At 63.8% G+C, this 24,857-nt stretch carries 30 protein-coding genes; 14 read left to right on the top strand and 16 right to left on the bottom strand.

The features are described from left to right. Nucleotides 1-68: 68 nt before the first annotated feature. Nucleotides 69-845 carry an ABC transporter ATP-binding protein gene (locus TMPK1_RS08680; protein ID WP_420242584.1) on the bottom strand — a complete coding sequence of 259 codons (777 nt, stop codon included), beginning with the start codon at nt 843-845 and terminating at the stop codon, nt 69-71. Further along, nucleotides 842-1,618 (bottom strand): MlaE family ABC transporter permease, encoded by a 777-nt coding sequence (locus TMPK1_RS08675; RefSeq protein ID WP_420242583.1) that lies wholly within the window; start codon nt 1,616-1,618, stop codon nt 842-844. The genes TMPK1_RS08680 and TMPK1_RS08675 overlap by 4 nt, the downstream gene beginning before the upstream one ends. Nucleotides 1,619-1,734: 116 nt before the next feature. Here TMPK1_RS08675 and TMPK1_RS08670 point away from each other — a divergent pair, with 116 nt between their 5' ends. Then, on the top strand, nt 1,735-3,459 hold the full coding sequence (locus TMPK1_RS08670) for a DUF4214 domain-containing protein (RefSeq protein ID WP_420242582.1): 1,725 nt from the start codon (nt 1,735-1,737) through the stop codon (nt 3,457-3,459). A 28-nt stretch (nt 3,460-3,487) separates the two neighbouring features. On the opposite strand, the gene TMPK1_RS08665 is transcribed toward TMPK1_RS08670, so the two are convergent. The 4 genes from TMPK1_RS08665 to rpsF form a co-directional block, all read right to left on the bottom strand. Beyond that, entirely contained in the window at nt 3,488-4,987 is a 1,500-nt protein-coding gene (locus tag TMPK1_RS08665) for a replicative DNA helicase (protein ID WP_420242581.1), read from the bottom strand. Nucleotides 4,988-5,170: 183 nt separating this feature from the next. Next, nucleotides 5,171-5,737, bottom strand: a complete 567-nt coding sequence (gene rplI / locus TMPK1_RS08660) for a 50S ribosomal protein L9 (protein ID WP_420245636.1) — start codon at nt 5,735-5,737, stop codon at nt 5,171-5,173. A 21-nt stretch (nt 5,738-5,758) separates the two neighbouring features. Then, nucleotides 5,759-6,061 carry a 30S ribosomal protein S18 gene (gene rpsR, locus TMPK1_RS08655; protein ID WP_420242580.1) on the bottom strand — a complete coding sequence of 101 codons (303 nt, stop codon included), beginning with the start codon at nt 6,059-6,061 and terminating at the stop codon, nt 5,759-5,761. After that, on the bottom strand, nt 6,058-6,495 hold the full coding sequence (rpsF, locus tag TMPK1_RS08650; protein ID WP_420242579.1) for a 30S ribosomal protein S6: 438 nt from the start codon (nt 6,493-6,495) through the stop codon (nt 6,058-6,060). Before rpsF ends, rpsR begins: the two co-directional genes overlap by 4 nt. A 227-nt stretch (nt 6,496-6,722) precedes the next feature. On the opposite strand from rpsF, the gene fabD reads away from it, so the two are divergent. The 8 genes from fabD (at nt 6,723) to ppa (ending at nt 13,089) form a co-directional block, all read left to right on the top strand. Then, nucleotides 6,723-7,661, top strand: coding sequence for an ACP S-malonyltransferase (gene fabD, locus TMPK1_RS08645; protein WP_420242578.1), 939 nt, complete (start codon nt 6,723-6,725; stop codon nt 7,659-7,661). After that, nucleotides 7,661-8,704 carry a threonine aldolase family protein gene (locus tag TMPK1_RS08640; protein WP_420242577.1) on the top strand — a complete coding sequence of 348 codons (1,044 nt, stop codon included), beginning with the start codon at nt 7,661-7,663 and terminating at the stop codon, nt 8,702-8,704. The genes fabD and TMPK1_RS08640 overlap by 1 nt, the downstream gene beginning before the upstream one ends. Beyond that, on the top strand, nt 8,704-9,444 hold the full coding sequence (fabG, locus tag TMPK1_RS08635) for a 3-oxoacyl-[acyl-carrier-protein] reductase (protein WP_420242576.1): 741 nt from the start codon (nt 8,704-8,706) through the stop codon (nt 9,442-9,444). Before TMPK1_RS08640 ends, fabG begins: the two co-directional genes overlap by 1 nt. Before the next feature lie 130 nt (nt 9,445-9,574). After that, entirely contained in the window at nt 9,575-9,814 is a 240-nt protein-coding gene (locus TMPK1_RS08630; protein WP_420242575.1) for an acyl carrier protein, read from the top strand. Between the two features lie 27 nt (nt 9,815-9,841). Next, nucleotides 9,842-11,107 (top strand): beta-ketoacyl-ACP synthase II, encoded by a 1,266-nt coding sequence (gene fabF, locus TMPK1_RS08625; RefSeq protein WP_420242574.1) that lies wholly within the window; start codon nt 9,842-9,844, stop codon nt 11,105-11,107. Between the two features lie 3 nt (nt 11,108-11,110). Next, a complete protein-coding gene (gene mltG / locus TMPK1_RS08620; protein ID WP_420242573.1) occupies nt 11,111-12,085 on the top strand; it encodes an endolytic transglycosylase MltG in 975 nt (324 codons plus the stop codon). A gap of 124 nt (nt 12,086-12,209) precedes the next feature. Further along, nucleotides 12,210-12,548 carry a hypothetical protein gene (locus TMPK1_RS08615; protein ID WP_420242572.1) on the top strand — a complete coding sequence of 113 codons (339 nt, stop codon included), beginning with the start codon at nt 12,210-12,212 and terminating at the stop codon, nt 12,546-12,548. Nucleotides 12,549-12,558: 10 nt separating this feature from the next. After that, nucleotides 12,559-13,089 (top strand): inorganic diphosphatase, encoded by a 531-nt coding sequence (gene ppa, locus TMPK1_RS08610; protein WP_420242571.1) that lies wholly within the window; start codon nt 12,559-12,561, stop codon nt 13,087-13,089. A 14-nt stretch (nt 13,090-13,103) separates the two neighbouring features. On the opposite strand, the gene TMPK1_RS08605 is transcribed toward ppa, so the two are convergent. Continuing rightward, complete coding sequence (locus TMPK1_RS08605) at nt 13,104-13,469, bottom strand: VOC family protein (RefSeq protein WP_420242570.1); 366 nt, start codon at nt 13,467-13,469, stop codon at nt 13,104-13,106. Further along, nucleotides 13,466-14,245 (bottom strand): SDR family NAD(P)-dependent oxidoreductase, encoded by a 780-nt coding sequence (locus TMPK1_RS08600; RefSeq protein ID WP_420242569.1) that lies wholly within the window; start codon nt 14,243-14,245, stop codon nt 13,466-13,468. Before TMPK1_RS08600 ends, TMPK1_RS08605 begins: the two co-directional genes overlap by 4 nt. 49 nt (nt 14,246-14,294) lie before the next feature. On the opposite strand from TMPK1_RS08600, the gene gmk reads away from it, so the two are divergent. Genes gmk through TMPK1_RS08580 form a run of 4 tightly spaced genes read left to right on the top strand, consistent with a single transcriptional unit; the run spans nt 14,295 to nt 16,934 of the window. Then, complete coding sequence (gene gmk, locus TMPK1_RS08595; protein ID WP_420242568.1) at nt 14,295-14,936, top strand: guanylate kinase; 642 nt, start codon at nt 14,295-14,297, stop codon at nt 14,934-14,936. Between the two features lie 2 nt (nt 14,937-14,938). Continuing rightward, complete coding sequence (locus TMPK1_RS08590; RefSeq protein ID WP_420242567.1) at nt 14,939-15,388, top strand: GNAT family N-acetyltransferase; 450 nt, start codon at nt 14,939-14,941, stop codon at nt 15,386-15,388. After that, nucleotides 15,385-15,834, top strand: coding sequence for a GNAT family N-acetyltransferase (locus tag TMPK1_RS08585; RefSeq protein WP_420242566.1), 450 nt, complete (start codon nt 15,385-15,387; stop codon nt 15,832-15,834). Before TMPK1_RS08590 ends, TMPK1_RS08585 begins: the two co-directional genes overlap by 4 nt. Beyond that, nucleotides 15,831-16,934: a sialidase family protein gene (locus TMPK1_RS08580; RefSeq protein ID WP_420242565.1), complete on the top strand. Its 1,104-nt coding sequence runs from the start codon at nt 15,831-15,833 to the stop codon at nt 16,932-16,934. Before TMPK1_RS08585 ends, TMPK1_RS08580 begins: the two co-directional genes overlap by 4 nt. On the opposite strand, the gene sigJ is transcribed toward TMPK1_RS08580, so the two are convergent. After that, entirely contained in the window at nt 16,877-17,776 is a 900-nt protein-coding gene (sigJ, locus tag TMPK1_RS08575; protein ID WP_420242564.1) for an RNA polymerase sigma factor SigJ, read from the bottom strand. The two genes, TMPK1_RS08580 and sigJ, sit on opposite strands and share 58 nt — an antisense overlap. A gap of 108 nt (nt 17,777-17,884) precedes the next feature. Here sigJ and TMPK1_RS08570 point away from each other — a divergent pair, with 108 nt between their 5' ends. After that, nucleotides 17,885-18,355 (top strand): carboxymuconolactone decarboxylase family protein, encoded by a 471-nt coding sequence (locus TMPK1_RS08570; RefSeq protein ID WP_420242563.1) that lies wholly within the window; start codon nt 17,885-17,887, stop codon nt 18,353-18,355. Here TMPK1_RS08570 and TMPK1_RS08565 read toward each other — a convergent pair whose 3' ends face one another. The 7 genes from TMPK1_RS08565 to TMPK1_RS08535 all read right to left on the bottom strand — a co-directional run bounded on the left by TMPK1_RS08565 (nt 18,356) and on the right by TMPK1_RS08535 (nt 24,824). Then, the gene (locus TMPK1_RS08565; protein WP_420242562.1) at nt 18,356-18,628 is read right to left on the bottom strand and encodes a hypothetical protein; all 273 of its coding nucleotides are present in this window, start codon (nt 18,626-18,628) and stop codon (nt 18,356-18,358) included. Between the two features lie 155 nt (nt 18,629-18,783). Beyond that, a complete protein-coding gene (locus TMPK1_RS08560; RefSeq protein ID WP_420242561.1) occupies nt 18,784-19,152 on the bottom strand; it encodes a hypothetical protein in 369 nt (122 codons plus the stop codon). Then, a complete protein-coding gene (gene rsmA / locus TMPK1_RS08555; protein WP_420242560.1) occupies nt 19,149-19,970 on the bottom strand; it encodes a 16S rRNA (adenine(1518)-N(6)/adenine(1519)-N(6))-dimethyltransferase RsmA in 822 nt (273 codons plus the stop codon). Before rsmA ends, TMPK1_RS08560 begins: the two co-directional genes overlap by 4 nt. Then, nucleotides 19,967-20,935, bottom strand: a complete 969-nt coding sequence (gene pdxA, locus TMPK1_RS08550; RefSeq protein ID WP_420242559.1) for a 4-hydroxythreonine-4-phosphate dehydrogenase PdxA — start codon at nt 20,933-20,935, stop codon at nt 19,967-19,969. The genes rsmA and pdxA overlap by 4 nt, the downstream gene beginning before the upstream one ends. 9 nt (nt 20,936-20,944) lie before the next feature. Then, nucleotides 20,945-22,369: a peptidylprolyl isomerase gene (locus TMPK1_RS08545; protein WP_420242558.1), complete on the bottom strand. Its 1,425-nt coding sequence runs from the start codon at nt 22,367-22,369 to the stop codon at nt 20,945-20,947. 107 nt (nt 22,370-22,476) lie between these two features. Next, nucleotides 22,477-23,580, bottom strand: coding sequence for an LPS export ABC transporter permease LptG (lptG, locus tag TMPK1_RS08540; protein ID WP_420242557.1), 1,104 nt, complete (start codon nt 23,578-23,580; stop codon nt 22,477-22,479). Next, nucleotides 23,577-24,824 carry an LptF/LptG family permease gene (locus tag TMPK1_RS08535; RefSeq protein WP_420242556.1) on the bottom strand — a complete coding sequence of 416 codons (1,248 nt, stop codon included), beginning with the start codon at nt 24,822-24,824 and terminating at the stop codon, nt 23,577-23,579. Before TMPK1_RS08535 ends, lptG begins: the two co-directional genes overlap by 4 nt. Nucleotides 24,825-24,857 lie beyond the last annotated feature (33 nt).

Genomic DNA, 24,857 nt, shown 5'->3' with positions numbered 1-24,857 from the left:
GAACGCAGGGATCCATGCTGGAACCGCTGCGATGTCGGTTGGATGGATCCCTGCTTTCGCAGGGAATGCTACAGCGCGCGAACCTGCATTTTGATCGGACCTTCGGCGCGACCATGGACGAACTGGTCCACATACTCGTTGCCGGAATGGTCGATGTCGCCGACCGGCCCGTGCCAGACGATGCGACCTTCATGCAACATCGCGATGTTCGTCGCGATCTTGCGTGCGCTGGCCATGTCGTGGGTGATCGACACGGCGGTGGCGCCGAGGCGCTTCACGCTGGCCGCAATCAGGTCGTTGATTACGTCGGCCATGATCGGGTCGAGACCCGTCGTGGGTTCATCGAAGAACAGAATGTCAGGGCTGGCGGCGATGGCGCGGGCCAGCGCGACGCGCTTCTGCATGCCGCCCGAAAGCTCGCTCGGATAGAGCGCGGCGACTTGTTCGTCCAAGCCCACCATCGCCAGCTTTTCCAGCGCAACCGGTTTGGCTTCGGCACGTGCCTTGCCGCGTCCTTCAGTCAGCGCGAAGGCAACGTTTTCCCAGACGGTCAAACTGTCGAACAGCGCGCCCCCTTGGAACAACATGCCAATCTTGCGGCGCAGTGCGGCGCGTTGTGCTTTCGGCGCGCCGGTCATGGCTTCGCCGTCGATTTCGATCGTGCCTTGTTCGGGCTTCATCAAGCCCAGAATGCATTTCAGGGTCACCGACTTGCCGGTGCCCGATCCGCCGATGATGACCAGCGATTCACCCGCCGGCACGTCGAACGTGACGCCGTTCAGCACGCGCTTCTTGCCGAAGCTTTTGTGCACGTCCTGGACGCGGATTTTCTGGATCGTGCTCATCGCGAGAAGAACAGCTGCGTCAGGAAGAAGTTGGCGAACAAGATCAGGATCGACGCCGACACGACCGCATTGGTGGTCGCCGTGCCGACGCCGGCGGCGCCGCGCTGCGAGTTGTAGCCGTGATAGCAACCCATGATCGCGATCATCAGGCCAAACACGCTGGCTTTGACCAGGCCCGACACGACGTCTTCGGTTTCGAGATACTGCAAGGTGCGTTGCAGGTAATTGGCGCCGTTGAATTCCAGCGCATAGACGCTGACCAGATAGCCGCCGAACACGCCGATCACGTCGGCGACCAGCACCAACAGCGGCAAGACGATGACCGCAGCGACGACGCGCGGCACGACCAGATATTTCATCGGGTCGGTGGCCAACGTATCCAGGGCGTCGATCTGTTCGGTGACGCGCATCGTGCCCAGCTCGGCGGCGATGGCGGCGCCGATGCGGCCTGCGACCATCAGACTGCCGATCACCGGACCCAATTCGCGCGTGATCGAAATCACGACGATCGAGGCGATCGCGTTGGCCGCTTCAAAGCGCGAGAAGCCGGTATAGGACTGCAGCGCCAGCACCATGCCGGTGAAGATCGCGGTCAGGCCGACAACGGGTAGCGACAGCCAGCCGATCTGCCAAAGCTGTTGCAGAAGCTGGCGGGGATAAAAGGGCGGACGAACGACATGGCTGAGCGCGGTGCCGGCAAAACTGCCGACCCGACCAATCGAAGCCAGGAAGTCGAGGAATCCGCCACCGATGGAGGCAAGGAAACGAGCCATTGCCCGGTCGTATCAGCCTGCGTGGGGCGGGTCGAGGGGCGGGGTCGTAACCTGCTGGCAACGGCTTCCGTAGAAGCTGCCCCGGCAGGCGCATGGGAAGAATGTGGGACCGTGTAATGGAATCGGACGACCGGCAACGGCTGGAGACGGACTTTGACCCGCCCTATCGCCCCGATGCCGGTGCGGCGGCGACGCTCCATCCCGACAGCCTGGCGAATGGTAGCGTCAATTCCTTCTTCGGCGTCGTGGCGCCCGGTACGCCGCGTTGGAATTCGACCGCGGGTGTCGGGACGCCGATCAGCATCACCTACGCGTTCCGCGATGTCGCACCGACTTCGTATCCAACGTCGGACAATGGCGATCCGACGACGACTTTTGCGCCGCTCAGCACGGCTGCACGCAATGAAGTGCGTTCGCTGATCGCCTATGTCGGCAGCATCACCGGCATCCGATTCACCGAAGTCCCCGACAGTCCGAACGCAACGATCGAAATCGGCTCGTTCACCTTCACCAGCACCTTCACTGGCTACGCCTATTACCCAAACGGATCACCGACGGCACCGAGCGGAACCGGTGGCGACATTTGGATCAACCGCACCGAAGTCTCGCCGGTTGGGCCGGGCACGTTTTTCGACCAGCTCTTCCTGCACGAATTCGGTCATGCGCTGGGACTCAAACATCCGTTCGTCGGAACCACGGCCGAGCAGCTGATCACGTCGTTCGACCGAGTCGAATACACGCTGATGACCTATCAGAATTACGGCGATCTCAGCCAAAATCTGGTGCCGCGCTGGACCGGTTCGAACGTTGCGACCTCGTGGCTGTATCGCAGCGATTACGGCCTGCTCGATGTGGAAGCGCTGACCTATCTCTATGGCAGCAGCAGTACCGCCAACACCAGCGACAACACCTATCGCTTCGACACGACGGCGGTGTTTCAGACCATCGTCGATCGCGGCGGGCACGACACGATCGATACCAGCGCACTGAATCTTCCGTCGGTGATCGACCTGACACCCGGCCATCTGTCGTCGATCGGTATTCGCACCCAGGCTGATTGGCTGAACATTCTGGCCGCGCAAGGCATGCCGAGTTCGGCGCGCACGACCATCAACAACTTTCTGTCGCAGCACACGACCGAACTTTTCACCGGCCTCGGCGACGTGTCGATCAATGCCGACACGACCATCGAAGACGCGATCGGCGGCAGTGCCGGCGACTCGATTCTCGGCAACGACGCCAACAACAAGCTGACGGGCGGCGGCGGAAACGATGCGATCGACGGCGGGGCCGGTATCGATACGGCGGTCTACGCGCTCGCCTTCTCGAACTATACCGTGACGCGATCGGGCACCAACGCGACCGTCGCAGCGAAAACCGGATTGGAAGGCACCGACGCGCTGGCCTCAATCGAACGGCTGCGCTTCAGCGACGGCGTCGTACTGCTCGATCAAGGCAGCAACGGACCGGCTGCATTTCGTCTGTACCAGGCTGCGTTCGCGCGTTCGCCTGACGAGGGCGGATTGAAAGTGCAGATCCACGCGATGGATACGGGCACGTCGTTGCTGCAGCTGGCGCGCAACTTCATCGGCTCGGGTGAGTTTCAGGCCAAATACGGCAGCCCCGACAATGCCGGCTACGCGACCGCTTTGTACAAGAACGTGCTCGGTCGCGATCCCGATGCGGGCGGTCTGAAAGTGCAGGTCGACGCGCTCAATGGCGGTCTGTCGCGCGAACAGATGCTGGTCAATTTCTCGGAGAGCGGCGAAAACCTCGCGCTCACCCAGGTCAAAACCGTCGGCGGTCTGTTCGTGACCTTCGTGGACTCAGCCTTCGGCTAGTTCGTTGTTTGTCAGCCTGCGCTGACGGTCAGCCCTGGTGATGCGTGTCCAGATCGGCGAAGCGCGTCAGCGAGCCGTCGAAATAGAGCTTCACCGTACCGATCGGACCGTGGCGTTGTTTGCCGATGATGCATTCGGCGGTGCCGTGCGTCGTCTCGCAGCGTTCGCGCCATTTGGTCCAGGCGTCGTTGAACTTTTCCTGGTCGGGATATTTGAGCGAGGTCGGCTCTTCGCGTTCGAGATAATATTCTTCGCGGAACACGAACATAACGACGTCGGCGTCCTGTTCGATCGATCCTGATTCACGCAAGTCCGACAGCTGCGGGCGTTTGTCTTCGCGCTGTTCGACCGCACGGCTCAACTGCGACAGCGCCAGCACCGGGCAGTTCAGTTCTTTCGCGATGGCTTTCAGGCCGCGCGTGATTTCCGAGATTTCCTGCACGCGATTCTCGGCGCTTTTGGTCGAGCCGCGCAGCAGCTGCAGATAGTCGACCACGATCAGGCCAAGACCGCTTTGGCGTTGCAGACGTCGCGCGCGCGTGCGCAGCGCAGCGATCGACAAAGCCGGCGTATCGTCGATGAAGAGCGGCGCCTGGGACAGGCGCTGCGTCGCATCGACCAAGCGGCGGAATTCGGTGTCGCGAATGTCGCCCTTGCGGATCTTTTCCGACGGGATCTCGCTGGCTTCGGCGAGAATACGCGTGGCCAGCTGTTCCGCCGACATTTCGAGCGAGAAGAACCCGACCACGGCGCCGTCGGTGCCGTTCGAGTTCCGGTACGCCTCGGCGGCCGAGAAGGCGATGTTGGTCGCGAGCGAGGTTTTTCCCATCGACGGACGACCGGCGAGAATGAGCAAGTCCGACGGCTGCAGGCCGCCAAGCTTCGAATCAAGATCGCGCAGGCCAGTGGTTACGCCGCTGATGTGGCTGGTGCGTTGCCAGGCCGCTTCTGCGCGTTCGATCGATGCTTTCAGCGCGGTGCCAAAACTTTGGAACCCGCCGGTGATGTCGCCTGCGGTGGCGAGGTCGTACAGGCGCTTTTCCGCGGTTTCGATCTGGTCGAGCGCGCTGGTTTCGACGACGTGTTTTTCCGCTTCGACGATGACTTCTTCGCCGAGCCCGATCAGTTGTCGGCGCAGATACAGATCGTGGATCGAACGGCCGAAATCTTCGGCCGAGCGAATCGTGACGACCGCGCCGACGAGATCGGCGAGATATTCGCCGCCGCCGAGATGCATCAGGTCGGCGTCGCTCTGGAAATAGGCTTTCAGCGTAACCGGCGAGGCGATCTGCCCGCGCTCGATCAAGGTCGTGGCCGCTTCATAAATGCGGCCGTGCACGGGCACGAAGAAATGCTCGGCCTTCAGGAACTCGCTGACGCGTTCGAGCGCCTTGTTGTCGAGCAGAATCGCGCCGAGAAGCGCCTGTTCTGCTTCCTCATTTTGCGGCAGCTGCCGCGGTGCGTCTGGTTTCTTCGCCGCTTGTGGAGGAAACGGCGTAACGACGGTACCGAGCGGGTCGACAGGCATCGCGGGAACCTACGCCGGCAAAGCGTTTTGCGCCATCACGCTGTTCGCCGCCCGGCCTGTGCAAAGGGCGGGTCAAATGAACTCACAGCCTGTGAGTAACGGGGAGAACTCTCCTACGCGGCACAAACAAAACGGGCGCCCGAAGGCGCCCGTTTCTCGTTTCGAACTGACGGGAACGCGGAATTACGCGTTGCCGGCAGCCTGCACGTTGGCTTCGTCCGTTGCCGGTGCCGCTTCTTCCGCCTCGACCGCATTCGGGTCGATGATGACGGCTTCGCCGCGCACGGCCTGGAGCTTTGCTTCATCTTCGCTGCGCGCGACGTTGACGGTCACGTGGACCGTCACTTCCGGGTGCAGCGCAACTTCGGTCGGGAACAGGCCGAGCGTCTTGATCGCCTGGTTCAACAGAACCTGACGACGCTCGATCTTGTAACCGGCAGCGATGATCGCGTCGGCGATGTCGCGTGCCGAAACCGAACCGTACAACTGGCCGCCTTCGGCAGCAGCGCGAATGACGACGACCTTCAGGCCGTCCATCTTCTTCGACACTTTTTCAGCTTCGCCCTTGCGAGCGAGGTTCTGCGCTTCGAGCACGACCTTTTGCTTTTCGAAGAACGCCTTGTTCTGCGCGGTGGCGCGCAGGGCCTTCTTCTGCGGCAGCAGGAAGTTGCGGGCATAGCCCGGCTTCACGCCGACGACGTCGCCCATCTGGCCGAGGCCCGACACGCGTTCGAGCAGGATCACATCCACGTTTGCCATGGTTCGTGTTCCTTATTTCAACACGTAGGGCAGCAGGCCGAGGAAGCGGGCGCGCTTGATCGCCTGCGCCAGCTCACGCTGCTTTTTGGTCGACACCGCAGTGATGCGGCTCGGCACGATCTTGCCGCGTTCGGAAATGAAGCGGCCGAGCAGCTTCACGTCCTTGTAGTCGATCTTCGGCGCGCCGGGGCCCGAGAACGGGCAGGTCTTGCGACGACGGAAGAACGGACGACGCGCCGGACGGGCACCATCGCCACCGCCGCTGCGCTCGCCGCCGCGGCCTTCGCCGCGACCCTGGTTGCTGACGTCGCTCATACGACGGCTCCTTCAATAAGGTCGGCTTCCGGGGCGCCGTCTTCACGACGCGGACGATAGCCACGGTCACGGTCACCACCGAAACCGCCACGCTCGCCGCGATCGCGATCGTCGCGACGCTGCATCATGGCCGACGGGCCTTCTTCGTGTTCTTCAACGCGAATCGTGATGTAGCGCAGCACGTCTTCATTCAGACGCATCTGACGCTCCATCTCCGCGATCGCAGCGTGCGGCGCGTCGATGTTGAAGAGAACGTAGTGACCCTTGCGGTTCTTGTTCATGCGGAAGGAGAGGGTCTTGAGACCCCACTGTTCCGTCTTCTTCACCTCGCCGCCGTTGTCTTTGAGCAGCTGGGTGAAGGTTTCGGTCAGCTGCTCAGCGGCAGCCGACGACAGGTCTTGCCGTGCGATAAACACGGTTTCGTACAACGCCATGTGGTCTCCCTTTGGCTGTTGGTGGACCGGCGCTGTTCCTCACGACGAGGCCAGCCGCCCGGCCCTAGCCGACCCGTGGCGAGGGGTCGGCAAGGAGAAGCGGCGCAATAAGCATAGGGGCCCGGGCGAACGCAAGCGGAACCTGGGTTTCCAGGGTTCTAGTTGACATGCAGGGGCCGGGACGGCCATCGGTTCGCCCCTTCCAGCCCCCACCCGGAGTTCCAGCCTTGTCGCGTGCCTTTATCTTCCCCGGCCAGGGTAGCCAGGCCGTCGGCATGGGCCGCGAGCTGGCCGACGCCTTCGCAACCGCCCGCCAGGTCTTTGAAGAGGTCGACGACGCCCTGTCGCAGAAGCTGTCCAAGCTGATGTGGGAGGGGCCGGATACCGACCTCAACCTGACCGAGAACGCCCAGCCCGCCCTGATGGCGGTGTCAGTGGCTGCATTCCGGGTTCTGCAGGAAGGCGGCGTGGATCTGAGCAAGCACGCCAAGTTCGTTGCCGGCCACTCGCTGGGCGAATATTCGGCGCTGGCCGCGGCCGGCGTGTTCAAGCTCGGCGATACGGCACGGCTGCTGAAAATCCGCGGCCAGGCGATGCAACGCGCAGTGCCGGTCGGCGTCGGCGCGATGGCCGCGATTCTGGGTGCCGAACTGGACGCGGTGCGCGCCATCGCTGAAGAAGCGGCGCAGGGGCAGGTCTGCGAAGCCGCCAACGACAATGCGCCGGGACAGATCGTCGTGTCGGGTCACGCCGAAGCAGTCGATCGTGCGATCGCGCTGGCCGCTGAACGCGGCTTCAAACGCGCGATGAAATTGCCGGTGTCGGCACCGTTCCATTGCGCGCTGATGGCGCCGGCCGCCGACGCGATGCAGAAGGCGCTGGCCGACGTCGCGATGGCGCCGCCCGCCGTGCCGGTGGTTGCCAACGTCGTCGCCGAAGCGGTGCACGAACCGTCGCGCATTCGCGATCTGTTGGTCGAACAAGTCACCGGCACCGTGCGCTGGCGCGAAAGCGTCTTGTGGATGAAGTCGCAGGACGTCGGACAGCTGGTCGAAGTCGGCGCCGGCAAAGTGCTGACCGGTCTCACCAAGCGCATCGACAAAGAAATTGAAGGCGTCACGCTCAACACGCCGGCCGACATCGACGCGTTCTTGAAGACGCTTTGATGCAGAACCGTCTCATCGATCTCTACAGCGACACGCAGACGCGGCCCAGCGCCGCAATGCGCGCCGCGATGGCTGCGGCCGAGGTCGGTGACGAACAGCGCGGCGAAGATCCGACCATCAATTCGCTGTGCGCGCGGGTTGCCGAACTGTTGGGCCAGGAAGACGCGGTCTTTCTGCCGTCGGGCACGATGGCGAACGAGATTTCGCTGTTGGTTCATTGCCGCCCCGGCGATGAAGTGCTGGCCGATCGCAGCTCGCACATTCTGAATTCCGAAGGCGGTGCGCCGGCTGCGTTGGCAGGCGCGCAAATCACGCCGCTGCCTGGCGTGCGCGGCGTGTTCACCGCCGCCGACGTGCGCGCAGCGATCCGCGAACCAAGCCGCTACGCGCCGGTGACGCGCGTCGTGTCGTTCGAGAACACGGCGAATTTCGGTGGCGGCACAGTGTGGCCGCTCGATGTGTTCGGCGACGCCGTCAAAGCGGCGCGCGACGGTGGCTGTGCCGTGCATCTCGACGGTGCGCGCTTGTTGAACGCAGCGGTCGCTGCGGGGCAACCGGCGGCGGCGTGGGCATCGCACTGCGACAGCGTCTGGATCGATTTTTCCAAAGGGCTCGGCTGTCCGGTCGGCGCCGCGTTGGCGGGCAGCAAAGCGTTCATCGAACAAGCCTGGCGCTGGAAACAGCGGATGGGCGGTGCGATGCGCCAAGCGGGCATTCTCGGCGCCGCTGCGCTGTACGCGCTGGACCACAATGTCGATCGTCTTGCCGACGATCACCGCGCGGCAAAGGCGTTGGCCGATGGACTGGCTGCATTGCCGGGCGTACGCGTCGAATCCGCGACCAACATCGTGTTCTTCGACGTGACGCAAACCGGATTTGACGCGCCGTCTTTTGCGGCGCGCATGTTGACGCGCGGCGTGCGCGTGGCGGCGTTCAGCGCCGATCGCTGCCGCGCCGTGACGCATCACGATGTTGCGTTCGACGACATGGCGCGCGTGGTCGAAGCCGCGCGTGACGTTCTTCAAAAAGAAAGGGCCGCTTGATGTTCGATCTCACCGGCAAGACGGCGCTCGTTACGGGCGCCTCGGGCGGTATCGGCCGCGCGATTGCGCTGGCTTTGTCCAAGGCGGGCGCACGCGTCGCGCTGTCGGGCACGCGCCGCGACGCGCTGGACGCGGTCGCCAAGGAAATTGGCGACACGGCGGTCGTCGTTACCGCCAACCTGTCGGATGCAGCCTCGGTCGAGCAGCTGGCCAAGGACGCCGAAGCGGCGCTGGGCGGCGGCATCGATATTCTGGTCAACAATGCCGGCATCACGCGCGACAACCTGTCGATGCGCATGAAGGACGACGAATGGCAGTCGGTGCTGGACGTCAATCTGACCGCCAGCTTCCGTCTCGCCCGCGCCACGTCGAAGGGCATGATGAAGCGCCGTTGGGGCCGCATCGTCTCGATCGGCTCGGTCGTGGGGACCACCGGCAATCCGGGCCAGGCCAATTATGCGGCGGCCAAGGCCGGGCTGATCGGCCTCACCAAGGCCCTGGCAGCCGAGCTTGCTACCCGCGGCATTACGGCCAATGTGGTCTCTCCGGGCTTTATCGAGACCGCGATGACCGATGCACTGAATGAGGCGCAGCGGGCTGCGATTCTGCCGAAAGTGCCGGCCGGGCGGCTGGGGACGGCTGATGAAATCGCCGCAGCGGTCCTATATCTGGCCAGCAATGAGGCCGGCTACGTGACGGGGCAAACCCTGCACGTGAACGGTGGAATGGCGATGATTTGATGCGGCTGTTTGAAGGGCTGGCAGGCCTGTGCTACGACCACCGCCGTTTCGGCGCGAATCTGAGAGCAATCAGCGCCTGGCCGGTGTTGCAATATCCCGGCAGAAACCCAGCAAGAACGGAAGGTTAGGAATGAGCGATATCGCCGAGCGCGTGAAGAAGATCGTTGTCGAACATCTGGGCGTCGAAGAGGCCAAGGTGACCGAGAATGCGAGCTTCATCGACGATCTGGGCGCCGACAGCCTCGACACGGTCGAGCTGGTCATGGCCTTCGAAGAAGAATTCGGCGTCGAGATCCCGGACGATGCGGCCGAGAAGATCCTGACGGTGAAAGACGCGATCGATTTCCTGAAGGAGCACGCGACCTCGTAAGCGAGGCGCGGCTGCCGGAGTTTCAGAATGCGTAGGGTGGTGGTCACCGGGCTGGGCATGGTCAGCCCGCTCGGCGTCGGCGTTACGGATACCTGGAGCCGCCTGATTGGCGGTGAGTCAGGCATCCGCCGCATCGAGAATTTCGACGTTTCGGACCTGCCGGCGAAGATCGCCGGTCAGGTACCGCGCGGCGAAGCTTCTGAAGGTCGTTTCAATCCGGACGATTACGTCCCGGTGAAAGACCAGAAGAAGATGGACGACTTCATCATCTACGCGATGGCCGCTGCCAAAGAGGCCATCCACGACTCCGGTTGGCTTCCGCAGGACGCCGAAGGGCAAGAGCGGACGGGCGTGATGATCGGCTCGGGGATCGGCGGCTTGCCGGCGATCTACAACGGCTCGATCGTCGTGCATGAAAAAGGACCGCGACGCCTGTCGCCCTTCTTCATTCCGCAAAGCCTGATCAACGAGGCCTCGGGCCACGTTTCGATCGCCTACGGTTTCAAAGGTCCCAACCACGCAGTCGTGACGGCGTGCGCAACGGGTGCACATGCGATCGGCGATGCCGCGCGCATGGTGATGCTCGATGACGCCGACGTGATGATTGCGGGCGGTACCGAAGCCGCCGTTGCGCGCATCGGCATGGCGGGCTTTGCCGCCTGCCGTGCGTTGTCGACGTCGTACAACGAGGCGCCGGCGACGGCGTCGCGTCCGTTCGACGAAGGCCGCGACGGATTCGTGATGGGCGAAGGCGCCGGTATTGTCGTGCTCGAGGAACTCGAGCACGCCAAGAAACGCGGCGCGAAGATTTACGCCGAAGTCGTCGGCTACGGCATGTCGGGTGACGCGTATCACCTGACCGCGCCGGCAGAAGACGGCAATGGCGGGTTCCGCGCCATGACGGCCGCGTTGAAGCGCGCCGGCATGACTCCGTCAGACATCGATTACATCAACGCACACGGCACCTCGACGCCGCTCGGCGACGAAATCGAAGTTGGGGCGGTGAAGCGTCTGTTCGGCAACGCGATCAACACGGTCTCGATGTCGTCGACCAAATCGGCGATCGGCCATCTGCTCGGCGCCGCCGGTGCAGTCGAAGCGATCTTCTCGATCAAAGCGATCCAGAACGACATCGCGCCGCCGACCTTGAACCTCAACAACCCGTCCGAAGCCTGCCAAGGCGTCGATCTGGTTCCGTTGCAGGCCAAGCAGCGTCCGATCCGTGCGGCACTGTCGAACTCGTTCGGGTTCGGCGGCACCAACGCGTCGCTGGTCTTCAAAGAGTATCACTAAGCGGTGCGGGCGCTGGTGCGCCTGCTCGGTGTATTGCTGACGCTCGCATTGCTCGCGGGCGGTGCAGCGCTGTGGGTCGATCAGCAAATGTCGGCGCCGGCTGAGATGGCGCAGGACACGACCATCGTCGTTCCCAAAGGTTCGTCGACCGAAGAAATCGCCAAGCTGCTCTACGACGCGCATCTGATTCCGGCGCCGTGGACCTTCATGCTGGCGACGCGTTTCGGCGACCGTCGCTCGTTGAAAGCGGGCGAGTATCTCGTGGCATCCCATCCCAGCGCGAAGTCGCTGGTGCAGCAACTGCGCGACGGCAAGACGATCGTGCACAGACTGACCATCGCCGAAGGCCTGTCGGTGACGCAGATCCTCGATCTCGTGAAGGCCGAGCCGGCGCTGTCGGGCGAACTTGGCGGCGATGCACCGCCCGAAGGTTCGCTGCTGCCCGAGACCTACAATTTCTCGCTCGGCGATGTGCGCGCCGATCTGGTGCAGCGCATGCGCCGCGCCGCCGATGCGGCGCTCGACGAAGCCTGGCGCAACCGCGCGCCCGATTTGGCGCTGACCGACAAACGACAGTTGCTGATCCTCGCGTCGGTGATCGAGAAAGAAACCGGCGTTGCATCCGAACGCGGCAAAGTCGCTGCGGTGTTTCTGAATCGCCTGGCGAAGAAGATGCGGCTGCAATCGGACCCGACGACGATCTATGGGCTGACATTGGGTCATCAGCAGTTGGGGCGCAGCCTGACGCGCGCCGATCTCGACTCCGACACGCCGTACAACACCTACGCAAAAGACGGTTTGCCGCCGGGCCCGATCTGCAATCCAGGCAAGGCGTCGCTAGCCGCTGCAGCCAAGCCGGAAACGGGCCCGTGGTTGTACTTCGTCGCCGACGGCACGGGCGGACATGCGTTCGCCACGACGCTCGACGAACACAATAAAAATGTCGCGATCTGGCGCGCCAAGCAGAAGCCGAACTGACTCACAGTCGGTTTCCGTCAAACCTTCGACGCAATTCTCATTCACCGAATTGTCGCAACGAACGCGTAACGCGCGTGCGTTAAAACGGCTGCGTCGACTCAGGACCAAACAAGGAAGAAGCGCGATGCGTCGCGACATCGAAGACACCAAACTCACGCTGCTGGTCGGCGGCCACGAGACCGAGATCGCGCATCAACGGATCGGCAGCGAGCAGCTCGAAAATCGCGCCCAGGCAGCGTTTCGCGCCATCGGCTTCGCCTTCGTCGCGGTCGGGGTCTGCACCTTGTTGTGGATGCTGGAATCGGCCGGGGCCGCGGCCTGGATCACCGCCGGCGAGACCGAACGGCTGGACGGAACGCCGGCCTGGCCGTTGCGGGCCATGTTGGTGACCTTCGCGCTCTTCCTCGTATCGCTAGCTGCCATCGGCGGTGCGCGCTGGTGGAAGCGACGCATCGGGGCGTAAAACGCGCCCCATGGATCTCTCGAAGCTTTCGGTGGGCCAGAACCCGCCGCACGACATCAACGTCCTGGTCGAAATCAGCCAGGGCGGCCCGCCCGTGAAGTACGAGTTCGACAAGGAAGCCGGCGTGCTGACGGTCGACCGTTTCCTGCACACGGCGATGTTCTATCCCGGCAATTACGGCTTCGTGCCGCACACGCTGTCGGCCGACGGCGACCCGATCGACGTGCTGGTGGTGAGCCAGGTGCCGGTGGTGCCGGGCTGCGTCGTGCGCTGCCGTCCGATCGGCGCGCTGATGATGGAAGACGAGGCGGGCGGTGACGAAAAGATCATCGCGGTGCCGGTCGACAAGCTGCACCCGTTCCATACCGGCGTCGCCACGTACGAAGACCTGCCGGTCATTCTGCGCGAACAGATCGCGCACTTCTTCCAGCACTACAAAGACCTGGAAAAGGGCAAGTGGGTGACGATCGTGAACTGGGTCGGACCCGACCAGGCCGGCAAGCTGATCACCGACGCGATCGAGCGCGGCAAGAAGGGCTGATCGCCCTTCTCGGGTCAGCTATCGCTGAGCATCAGCAGGTTGTTCTCGCTGTCGAGCAGCCACGCATAGGACTTGCCCTTCTCCCATGGGGTTTCGGTTGGCGGTGCCTTCGATGTCGCGCCGCGCGCAACCAGGCGGTCATGATCGCCGCGGACATCGTCGCTGAAGAACACGACGGTCGGGGCTTGCGGCACCGTATCGTCGTCGCGCTTGGTGAAGACAAGACGCGTGTCGGATTGCGGAATGCCGATCTCGATCCAGCGACTGTCGCCGTAGGCGGCATCGGTTTCGACCGAAAACCCCATCACGTTGCGATAGAACTCCAGCGCCCGCTGTTGGTCGCGCACCGGCAGATTGACGAATTTCACGAAGCGGATCATTCGGCACCTGCTTTCTTCGGTAGTTTCGCCAGCAGATTGTCGGTCCAAGACGTCGGCAGCAGTGCGATCAGCCACACCGCAAAATAGATCGGCCACGGAAACGCAATCCGGCCGCGGCCGCGTGCAAGGCGGCGCGCGATGATCGTTGCTGCGCGTTCGGCGTCCATCAGCAACGGCATCGGGAATGTGTTCACGGCGGTCATGCGACTGCGCACATAGCCTGGGCAGATGACGCTGACCGAAATGCCGTGGCGTTCGACTTCGCCGCGCAGCGACTCGCCCCAAACGCGGACCGCTGCTTTCGACCCGCAATAAGCAGGCGCACCCGGGAAGCCGCGAAACGCGGCCAGCGACGCCATGATTGCAATCTGTCCGCGTCCGCGCGGACGCATCGCTGCGATGGCGGGCAGCACCGTGTTCACCACGCCGTCGACATTGACCGCAAAGATGTGGCGCGCCTGCGCTTCGCTTTCGCCGAAACGTCCGGTCCCCGCCGAAACGCCGGCATTGGCGATGACGAGATCGAGCGGCGTTTCGCGGTCGCGCGCGTCGATCCACGCCGCCAGCGATTCGCGCTCGGTGACGTCGAGCACGCGCGTCGCGACCGTCGCACCGGCGGCACGGCAGAGCGCGGCGACCTCTTCCAGCCTGGTTGCATCGCGGCCGTTCAGGTGCAGCGCAATGCCCGGGCCCGCGTAGTGCCGGGCCAGCGCTTCGCCCAAGCCCGAGGAGGCGCCAGTAATCAGAATCGAACGAGGCGGGGCAGGGCGGGGCATGGTGGGATCTTTGCCGACTCCGGGGCGCTCGTGTAGGACCGGGATCACTATGGACCCAGAGATCACGCGCCGCGGCCTGCTTTTGGTTCTGTCGTCCCCGTCCGGGGCCGGCAAGACCTCGATCGCGCGCGCGCTGCTCGACAGCGACCCCAACCTGTCGCTGTCGGTCTCGGTCACGACGCGTCCGATGCGGGCAGGCGAACGCGACGGCGTCGATTACGATTTCATCGGCAAGGCCGAGTTTCAGTCGCTGGTCGAACGCGGCGCGCTGATCGAGCATGCCGAAGTGTTCGGCAATCACTACGGCACGCCGCGCGCGCCGGTCGAAGACGCGCTGACCGCTGGTCGCGACATGCTGTTCGACATCGATTGGCAGGGTACGCAGCAAATCTCCGAAGGTCTGACCGAAGACATCGTGACCGTCTTCGTGTTGCCGCCATCGACCGACGAACTGGAAAAACGCCTGCGCGGTCGTGCGCTCGACAGCGAAGACGTCATCCGCCGCCGCATGGCGAAGTCGGCCGACGAAATGAGCCACTATCGCGAATATCAATATGTGCTGGTCAATCGCGCGCTGGACGAAAGCGTCTACGCCGTGCGCGCCATTCTGACCGCCGAACGTTTGAAACGTCGCCGCCAGCACGGCCTGGTCGATTTCGTGAACCGCCTGCGACGCGAATCCGGCGGCTGAACATGTTTCAGCTCGCCGACTACGACGCGGCGATCGCACCATCCGAGATCGCCCGCATCTGGCATACGGCCTGGCGCGATCGCAATCCGACGCTGGCGCCGCAGATCACGCTCGACAATATGACCGAGCGTGCAGCGCGCTTTCTCGCCGAAGGTCGGTGGACGGTGCGCGTTGCGCGGCTTGACGGGATGCTGGTCGGTTTCTGCGCCGTCGCGAAAGCCGAAAAGCTGCTCGACCAGCTGTTCATCTTACCGTCAGCGCAAGGGCGCGGCATCGGCAGCGCGCTGCTGCGCGAAGCCCAGGCGAACCATCCAGACGGTCTGCAGATGCGCGTGCAGCTCACCAACCACGACGCGCTGCGCCTCTATGCGCGCCACGGCTTTGTCGAATATGGCCGCGAGACTCATCCGGTGATGGGCGTCGAGATGGCGTTGCTGCGCTGGCCCGCATGACGATCGAACTCGCCGCCTACAATCCGTCGATCGCGGCTGCGGAGCTGGCTGCGATTTGGTTCGCAAGCTGGACCGACGCCAACCGCGATCTCGCACACGGGCACACAGTCGATCCGTTGATCGAGCGCGTGACAGAAGAACTGCGTGGTCGCTGGCGCGTGCGCGTGGCACGACTCGACGAAACGCTGGTCGGCTTTTCGGCGATGCTCGAAGACGAGATGCGGCTGGAACAGCTCTTCGTCGTACCGGCCGCGCAGAATGCAGGCGTCGGCAGCGCGCTGCTGCGCGATGCGAAACAACGCTATCCGGACGGCTTTACGCTGCGCACGCAGGCAACGAACGTCGACGGGCTGCGTTTCTATGCGCGGCACGGTTTCGTCGAAACCCATCGCGCGCCGCACGAAACGCAAGGATACGAGATGGTCTGGTTGCGTTGGCGCCCATGAAACTCACCCGCTCGACTCTCGTGCGCGGCTACGGGCAATACGCGTCCTTTCCAAGCCTGTGCGTGCGCGACGGCGGCTTCTGGCTTGCCTATCGCCGGGCGCCGGATCACCGGATGCTGCGGACCGATACGGCGCTGCACCAGGTCGACCATCTCGATGCACGTTCGCAGATCACGCTGCAGGCGCTCGACCACAGCGGCGTGCCGGTGGGTGCACCGCGCGTATTGCCGCCCGCGATCAGCGTTTGCGACCAGGATCCAAATCTGCTGCGCCTGCGCGACGGGCGTTTGTTGCTGACCGGCTTTTCCTACTATCCGCTGCCGGCGTCGCAGGCGCGGCCGCTGGTTGAGAAGGGCGCGCGACCGACGCAACTTTACGACACGGATCTCGCCTATTTCTTCTGGGGCGGATATGCGCGCACCAGCGACGATGACGGCGTCACGTGGACGCCACATCAATTCTTCCCGCACGATCCGCTCTATCTCGACATCATCCCCGACATACGGCGGTGGCATGGTGGTCCCGTGCGCGGCCGTGCGGTCGAGCTTGCCGACGGAACGATCCTGCAGGCGACCTATGGCGGCCGGATCAATGCAACGCGGGTTTCGAGCGAGCTGTGGGAATCGCACGATCGCGGCGCGACCTTCGCCAAGCGCGCGACGATCGCGTACGACCCGGCGCAAGACGTCGGCTTCTGCGAAACCGCGCTGCTGCAGCTTGTCGACGGCGCGTTGCTGGCGGTGCATCGCACCAGCGACGCTGCTGGCCGTCTCGCCACCTCGCTGTCGCGCGATGAGGGGCGCAGCTGGGATGACGCCGTGGTGCACGACTTCATCGGCCACCCCAGCGACCTGTGTCAGCTCGCCGACGGGCGCGTGCTGGTCGTCTATGGCTATCGCGCCAAGCCTTACGGAATCCGCGCGCGCTTCTGGCAGGACGGCAGTTTCGGCGACGAGATCGTGCTGGTCGACGATGTGCCGTCGCCGGATTGCGGCTATCCCTGGATTCTGCCGCTCGACGACGGCGGTGCGTTGATCGCCTATTACGCCGCCGACGAATCCGGCGTGCGCGGCATCGATGCGGTGCGCGTCAGCTTGTAAGGATTCATCTGGCGGTACACCGCCGCAATGCGCCCGTCTTCGATGCGCAGCGTGTCGACGGCGAAAACGGTCTCGCCGATGAAATGCACCACGCCCGGCTCGCCGTTGACTTGCATGATCTGGAACGTGACCGATTTGTTCTTGCGGTTGATGCCGTCGAACAGCCGCGTGACATGCGCGGCGCCCTCGATCGGATTACGTGCCGCGCCGGCATGGCCGCCGCCGTCATTGAGCAACACCACGTCGGGCGCCAGCAAGGCGGCGACGCCCAGCGTGTCGCGCGCGATCAGCGCCTTGGCGTAGCGCGCCACCAGATCTCGCTGGGTTTTCGGATCGACCTCGAACCGTTGTTTCTCGCTGCGCACGCGTTCGCGCGCCCGGTGCACCATCTGGCGCGACCCGGCTTCGCTCAGCCCCAGCGCGTTGGCGATGTCGGCGTGCGACATGTCGAAACTTTCATGCAGCAGGAAAGCGGCGCGTTCAGTCGGCGCCAGCCGCTCCAACACCAGCAGCAATGCGGTGGACACATCCTCGGCGCGGTTGATCGCATAGTCGGGTGCGTCGCTGTCGGGCGCTTCCAGCATCGGCTCGGGCAGCCACGGCCCGACATAGTCGGTGCGCGCGACGCTGGCCGAACGCAGACGGTCCAGCGCCAGCCGTGTCGTCACCGTGCTGAGCCAGGCCGCATCAACCTGGATCTGGTCGCGGTCGGCGGCGGCCCAGCGCAGAAACGCGTCCTGCACCACGTCTTCAGCCTCAGCAACCGAGCCAAGCAGCCGATAGGCCAGGCGTTGCAGCCGCGGGCGCAGCTCTTCAAAGCGAGCGGGATCAGAGTCGTCCATGACGAGATGACGGGCCAGCAATTGATTTCGTGACAAGTGTCACGCCCGGACTTGGTCGGTCGTCAACAGGGCAGAGGCCGCGAGCCTCTTAAACCTGGAGATCCCACGATGTCTGCCCGTCTCGATTACAACAAAGTCGCTCCCGACCTGCTGCGCGCCGTCTATGGCGCTGCCGTGCCGTTGCACAAAAGCACGCTCGGCGAACCGCTGCTGGAGATGATCAATCTGCGCGCGTCGCAGCTCAATGGCTGCGCTCTGTGCCTCGATCTGCACGCGCGCACGCTGGTCGATCTTGGCGTCGAATGGACCAAGATCAATCTGGTTGCAGGCTGGCGCGAGGCCAAGGATTTCGACGCGCGTGAACGCGCTGCATTGGCCTGGACCGAAGCGCTGACCCGTCTCGATCGTCGCGACATCGACGAAGCCTACGCGCAGATCAAGAACGTGTTCAGCGAACGCGAACAGGTCGAGCTGACGCATGCGATCGGCATCATCAACATCTACAACCGCTACAACGTCGCCTTCCAGGCCGAACCGATGGGGTTGAGCCTGGCGCAGTTGATGAAGAAGGCGAGCTGACTAGCGAACCGGTTCCAGCTCGCGGGGCAACACGTGCCGCTGGCCGCTCGGTGACGGGAAGAACCGGTCGGCATGTGTTTCCAGCGCGCATTGCGTCGACGTAACCAAGCGCGCGACGGTCGATACGAGCCGTCCGTCGAGCCCAAACAAGATCGATGCGAGGCTGAGCACGATCAGCGCGACTGCGATCCACACCGGTCGTGACGATGGTTGCGGTTGCGTTCGTCGTGCCCGCAACGCTGCTTCGAAATCGACGATGCGCTCTTCGCTCATTGCGGGCCGCCCGTGCAAAAGGCCGCCGCCGCAAGGGGAAGATGCGGCGGCGGCGAACGGGATGGATCGCGAAGCCTCGGGCGAAACCGTCCCTTCTTAGTTAGAGACGTTTCGCCGTCCGCTATTCACGGTGCGGGTAAATTTTGTCGGGACCGTTACCGGTCGATCATAATCTCTTCGGCGATGCGTCCTGCCTTCGCGAACACGAAGGTGGCGGGCACCATTTCGCTGTCATTGTAGGTCCGGCGGGCGCCCAGCAGCTTGGCGTGCACGACCAGGTTCTTTGCCTTGGCCGGGATCTTGGTCGGCGCCAGTTCGACGCGCGCAATCTCGGTTTCGATTGCCAGCAACTGATCGGCGCCGCCGCTATTCGAGATCGTCAAAGTCAGCTCGCACGTGCCGCCTTCTTCGACCGGGGCGGCGTGCGGATGCACGAGATGCAAGCTTCCATGCTTGGTGTCATGTGCGACGGCGGCGGCGGCCAGCAGCGAGATGGCGAGTGCGATCGAGATCGTGCGCATCATGTCTTCAGGGCGCGTGCGAGACGCACGAAGGCGTCCGTGTCCAATTCCTCGGCGCGCGACGTCGGCAGAATGTCGGCGCGGCCCAGCCACGCTTCAACGTTCGGGGTCACGCTTTTCAGCGACTGGCGCAGCATCTTGCGGCGCTGGCCGAAAGCAGCGGCGACAATGCGCTCCATCACGTTGAACGGAATTTCGTCGAGCGGTTTTGGCACCAGCCGCACCACGCTCGACACGACTTTGGGCGGCGGCGTGAAGGCGCTGGCAGGCAGGTCGAACAGAATTTTCGCCGTCATGCGCCACTGCGTCATCACCGACAGGCGCCCATAGGCTTTGGTGCGCGGCACCGCGACCAGACGGTCGGCGACTTCTTTCTGGAACATCAGGGTCAGATGTTCGAACTCGTCGGCGCGTTCGAGCCAGCCCAGCAACAACGGCGTCGCGACATTGTAGGGCAGGTTGGCAACAATGGCGCGCGGTGCGTCGGCGATTGCAACGACGTCGGTCGCAAGCGCGTCGGCGCCGATCACCGTCAGCCGTCCGTCGCTGGCTTCGACCAAGCCTTGCAGCGCGGCGACGGCGCGATCGTCGCGCTCAATCGCAACCACGCGCTTGGCCGGCGTGTCGAGCAGCGCGCGCGTCAGGCCACCGGGGCCGGGACCGATCTCGATCGCGGTGACGCCGTCCATCTCGCCCGCGCCGCGCGCAATTTTGGCGGTGATGTTGAGGTCGAGCAGGAAATGCTGCCCGAGAGTCTTTTTGGCATCGAGCCCGTGCGCGCGAATGACGTCGCGCAACGGCGGCAGATTGGCGAGGCTCATCGGGTGCGGTGATCCGCCATCACGCGCGCCAGCTTCAATGCTTCGATCAGGCTGGTCGCGTCGGCGACGCCCTTGCCCGCAATGTCGAGCGCAGTGCCGTGATCGGGCGAGGTCCGTACGAAGGGCAGGCCCAACGTCACGTTCACGCCGCGCGCGAAGTCGAGCGTCTTGATCGGAATCAGCGCCTGGTCGTGATAGAGGCAGATCGCGGCGTCGTAGCGCGTGCGCGTGTGGCTGGCGAACATCGTGTCGGGCGGCAACGGGCCGGTGACGTCGATGCCGTCGCTGCGCAACATGTCGATGGCGGGCTGCACCATTTCGATCTCTTCGCGTCCCATCGCGCCGCCTTCACCCGCGTGCGGGTTGAGACCTGCGATCGCAAGGCGCGGCTTGGCGATACCGAAATCTTGGCTGAGCGATGCTGCGGTGGTGCGCGCCGCTTCGACAATGCGATCGGTCGACAATTGCGCGATCGCATCTTTGAGCGACAGGTGAATTGTCACCGGCACGACGCGCAGCTCGGGGACGGCCAGCATCATTTCGACGCGCGCGCCGCCGGCCAGTTCGGCGAGGAATTCGGTGTGGCCCGGATGTTTGAATCCGGCGGCGTAGAGCACGGATTTCTGGATCGGGTTGGTGACGACTGCAGCGACGTCGCCGGACAGGCACAGCCGCACCGCACGTTCGATCGACGCGATGACCGCAAGTCCGTTGGCGGGATCGGGTTTGCCCGGCGTCGCCTGCACCAGCGCCTGCAGCGGCAAGACCGGCAGTGCGCGATCGAACACGGCGATCGCGTCGGCCGGCGAAGCAATGGCTTCGACCGGTGCGCCCATCGCACGAATGCGATCGGGCACGTCAATCAGCAGGAAGGGCGGTGCTTCTTTCGAAGCCCAAGCCTTGATCGCGATTTCGCCGCCGACACCGGCCGGCTCGCCCATCGTGAGCGCGAGCGGCTTGGTCATGGCGGTGATTTAGACTCGAACGTCGACGAAGGCCTGGGCGCGCAGGTCGCGCAGGTAGCGGCGTGCCTGCAGTTCCAGACGCTGCAGACCGATCTGGTTCAGCACCTGATCTTTCGACGGCATCTGCGGCGTCTTCGGCGCGGTCTGCACGACGGTCTGCTGCACGTTCTCCGGCGTACCCGAGATGCGCTTGCACACCATCAGCAACGCGATGCCAGCCGGTGTCTGCAACGGCGTCGACAAACGGCCTTCCGGTACGCTCGCGACGGCCTGCTGCACTTGCGGCGGCAGATCGCGCAGGCGGATGTTGTTGCCCAGCGTGCCCGACAACTTGTCGGTCTTGGCACGCTCGTCGATCGCGGCGCAGCCTTGCACGGTTTCGATCAGGTGCTTGATCTGCGGGATCAGCTTGTCGGCTTCGGCCTGGCTCTGCGGCGGCGGCAGCAGGATCTGCTTCAACACCAACCGGTCGTTCGGCGACGGGCCTTGCTGTTCGCGCGGGCCGCCTTCATTCGCACCCAACACGGTACCGCGGTCGCGCATGTAGAGAATGTGATAGCCGTCGGGCGCACGAACGGGCGCCGACAGAATGCCCGGGCGCATTTCGCGGATCGTCTTGTCGATCTCTTCGCCCAGCTGGCCTTCCTGCACCCAACCCAGATCGCCGCCGTTGGCAGCGTCGGCCGATTGCGAGAACTGGCGCGCGACGGCACCGAAATTCGCACCGCGCTTGATTTCGTCGACCAGACGCGTGGCGGTCGATTGCACCGACGCTTCTTGGCTCGGGTTGTCGACGGCGAGATAGATCTCGGCCATCAGATACTGCGGCTTGCCCGCGTTCTGGCGCAGCTTCTCGTACGTGTCGTCGACTTCTTCCTGGTTGATGTCGACGCGCGGACGGATCTGCTTCTGGATCACCTTGGCCCAGGCGATCTGCGCCAGCGCCTGGTTGCGCAGCGTGCCGAGCGGAATGCCCGACTGTTTGAACCGGCCTTCGAACTGCTCGCGGGTCATGCCGTTCGCTTTGGCGACGTTTTCGATCGCTTGATCGACTTCGCTGCGTTCGACGCGAATGTTGAGGCGCTTGGCCTCCTGCACTTCGAGCTGTTCTTCAATCAGGTTGCGCAGCACCTGCGGCTTCAGGCGCGCTTTGACTTCCGGATTGTCGGGCAGCTGCGACGAGATCAGCGCCAGCTTGAGACGGGCGTCGAGATCTTCGACCGAAATCGCGTCCTCATTCACCACGGCGGCGATTTTGCCGCCCAGCGTAAAGGTGCCGACATCGTCGTCGCCACTCGCGTTCGAGGCCTGGACGCGCAGGCGCTCACGCTCGCGGGGAGTAGCAGCCCAAGCGTCTTGAGACAGGGCGCCGAAAAGCGGCGCGGCGATCAGCGCGAACCCGAAGGCAGCGGCAAGGAAATTCCGGGAAGTCATGGCCGCGGTTCTCATGGCAGAGCCGCGATAGGAGGGCAAGTTCAGAGCGGTTTTAGGGCGGAATTCTCTCGGAATTTCCGGCAGTTGCCCGCAGCCCCTGCGGGAAATCAGCCATCTTCCAGATACAGAAGGGTGGCGAATCCCCCGATCGTCGCAATCAGGGCCGGGGCCCAGGCCGCCAGAGGCACCGGGATCGTCTCGCTGAGGCCCAGCGCGCGGATCACGTTGTTGAGGAAGAACAACGCAAAGGCGGCCAATACGCCCACGCCCATCATCTTAAGTGCGCCGTGGCGCCGCAGCGGCCCCAGCGATGCGGCCGCGGCGACCAGGACCAGCCCGGCGAACAGCAGCGGCTGGGCCAGCAGGCTTTGGTAGTGGAGTTTCAGGCGCGTGGCTGAGAAGCCGGTCGATTCCATCGTCTGGATGAATCGCGGCATCGACCAGAAGGACAGCGAGTCGGGGGACGAGAAACTGTCCTCGATCTCGTCGCGCGTGAGGTCGGTCGGGATCGCATAGTCGTGCACGCGGCTCTGCGCCGAGGTGCCGTCGATCGCAAGCCGCGACAGCGTGCCTTCGCGCACAATCCATTTGCCGTGATCGAGCTTGGCCGCCGGGCCGTCGAGTCGCCCGGTGAAGCGGCGGTCCTTGTCGAAGAAAAAGACGATGACGTCTTTCAGCTCCCAATCGCCCTGCACCGACCGCGCATGGATGATGGTGGGGCGATCGTCTTCGACCTGGCGCAACCACAGACCCTGCGCCGACAAATTCACCGCGCTGGTCTTGCCGCGCAGGAACTGGTTGTCGAGCCGCTCATATTGCTGGATCAACACCGAACCGGCGGGGTTGATCAGCGCGACTTTGACCAAGCCGATCGCAAACGCGCCGAGCAGCGCCGGCATCAAAAACTGCCACGCCGACACGCCGACCGAACGCAGCACCACCAGCTCGCTCGTGCGGGTCAGACGCCAGAACGTGTACATCGCCGCGAACAACACCGCGAACGGGAACAGTTCTTGTCCCGTCAGCGGTAATTTCAGGATCGACATCTGGAAAATCGATCCAACCGTGATGTCCGGGCGCTTGGATGCGCGGCGCAGCAGTTCGAGCGAATCGACCAGATAGACGATGGTCAGCAGCACTGTGATCATCGCTGCGAAATGCAGGATGAACTGGCGGCTGACATAGCGTGCGACGGTGGGAGACAGATTCATTCCGGCGTCGCCTTTTTGCGCGGAAAGAACCGCTCGAATGGACCCAGCCGGCCGCCATTGCCCCGATGCAACAGCATCACGCCGGCAACCACCGGCAACGCGGCGCAGAGATAGAGAAGCGGCACCGCAAGCACGCTGATGCGCGCCAGATTCGACAGGCTCATGGCGCAGGCTTGCACCGCTAGCGCAATCAGGCTGGCGAACAGAATGCGCCGCAACTGACCGCGGCGGTCATAGGCACCCGACAACATCGCAGCGACGGCGATGCCGCAGAAGGCGAGGGCGTAAAACGGGCTCGACAGGCGCGCATGCGCTTCGGCCAGAAACAGGCGTTTGATGCGCGGTTCCAGTCGCACGTCTTCGTCGTTTCCGACGTCGAACAATTCGAACAGCGTTCGTTCCGATGCTTCACGGAAACGTTCGGTCGTCTGTTCCTGCACCAGATCGATATCGACCGCATAGCGATCGAAGGTCAGCGTGTTGACGCGGCCCGAGACGGCGTCGATGTCGCTGCGCGTGCATTCATAAACCAGCATGCGCGGTCGCGGATCGTCGACCAGCACGCCGCGCTTGCAGAAGAACGTCATGGCGCGCGCGTCAGCCGGTTCCTGGTGGATCACCAGATTCAGCAACTCGCCATTGGCCTGGCGCTTGCCGACATAGACGGTGAGGCGTTCCGACAAGGTGTTGAACACGCCGTCGCGCAACAACACCGCGCCATAACCCGAACGCACCGCTTCGAGAATGTTTTTGACCGTGCGGTTGGCGTTAGGCGCGACCCATGCGTTCAGAATGAACACCGAGATCGCGACGATGACGCCCAGCACTGCGGCGGGCCGTGCCAGCGACCAGTGCGACAGACCGGCTGCGCGCAGCACGATCAGTTCCGATTCCATCGTCAGCTTGTTGTAGATGAACAACACCACCAGCAGCAGCGCGATGGGCAGGATCACCGCGATCGAGCTGGGCAGGGTCAAGATCACGATGGTCAGGAACAGGCGCAAGCCGGTGGCGCCGTTGACCGCGAGCTCGAGGAATTTCAGCGACTGGGTCAGCCAGATGGCGAAGGACAGGCCGGCGGTCAGCAGCAACGTCGACAGCGCAAGATTGCGAAACAAATAGCGTGCGATCAGACCGAACGGATCGGCACGCCGCACCTGCACGGACGGCGGTTGCGGCGCACCCGTATTCGAGCCGGACAAATTCGATCCGGAGCTGTCGGCGTTGAGGGCGGCGGTGGTCATCTGGGATGCAGGGTTTTGGCAGTCGTCACTGCC

The organism is Roseiterribacter gracilis (genome assembly GCA_018332375.1).
GTDB lineage: Bacteria > Pseudomonadota > Alphaproteobacteria > BOG-932 > Roseiterribacteraceae > Roseiterribacter > Roseiterribacter gracilis.
The sequence above is the reverse complement of the archived record's forward strand: the minus strand, read 5'-3'. Positions and strand labels throughout refer to the sequence as shown.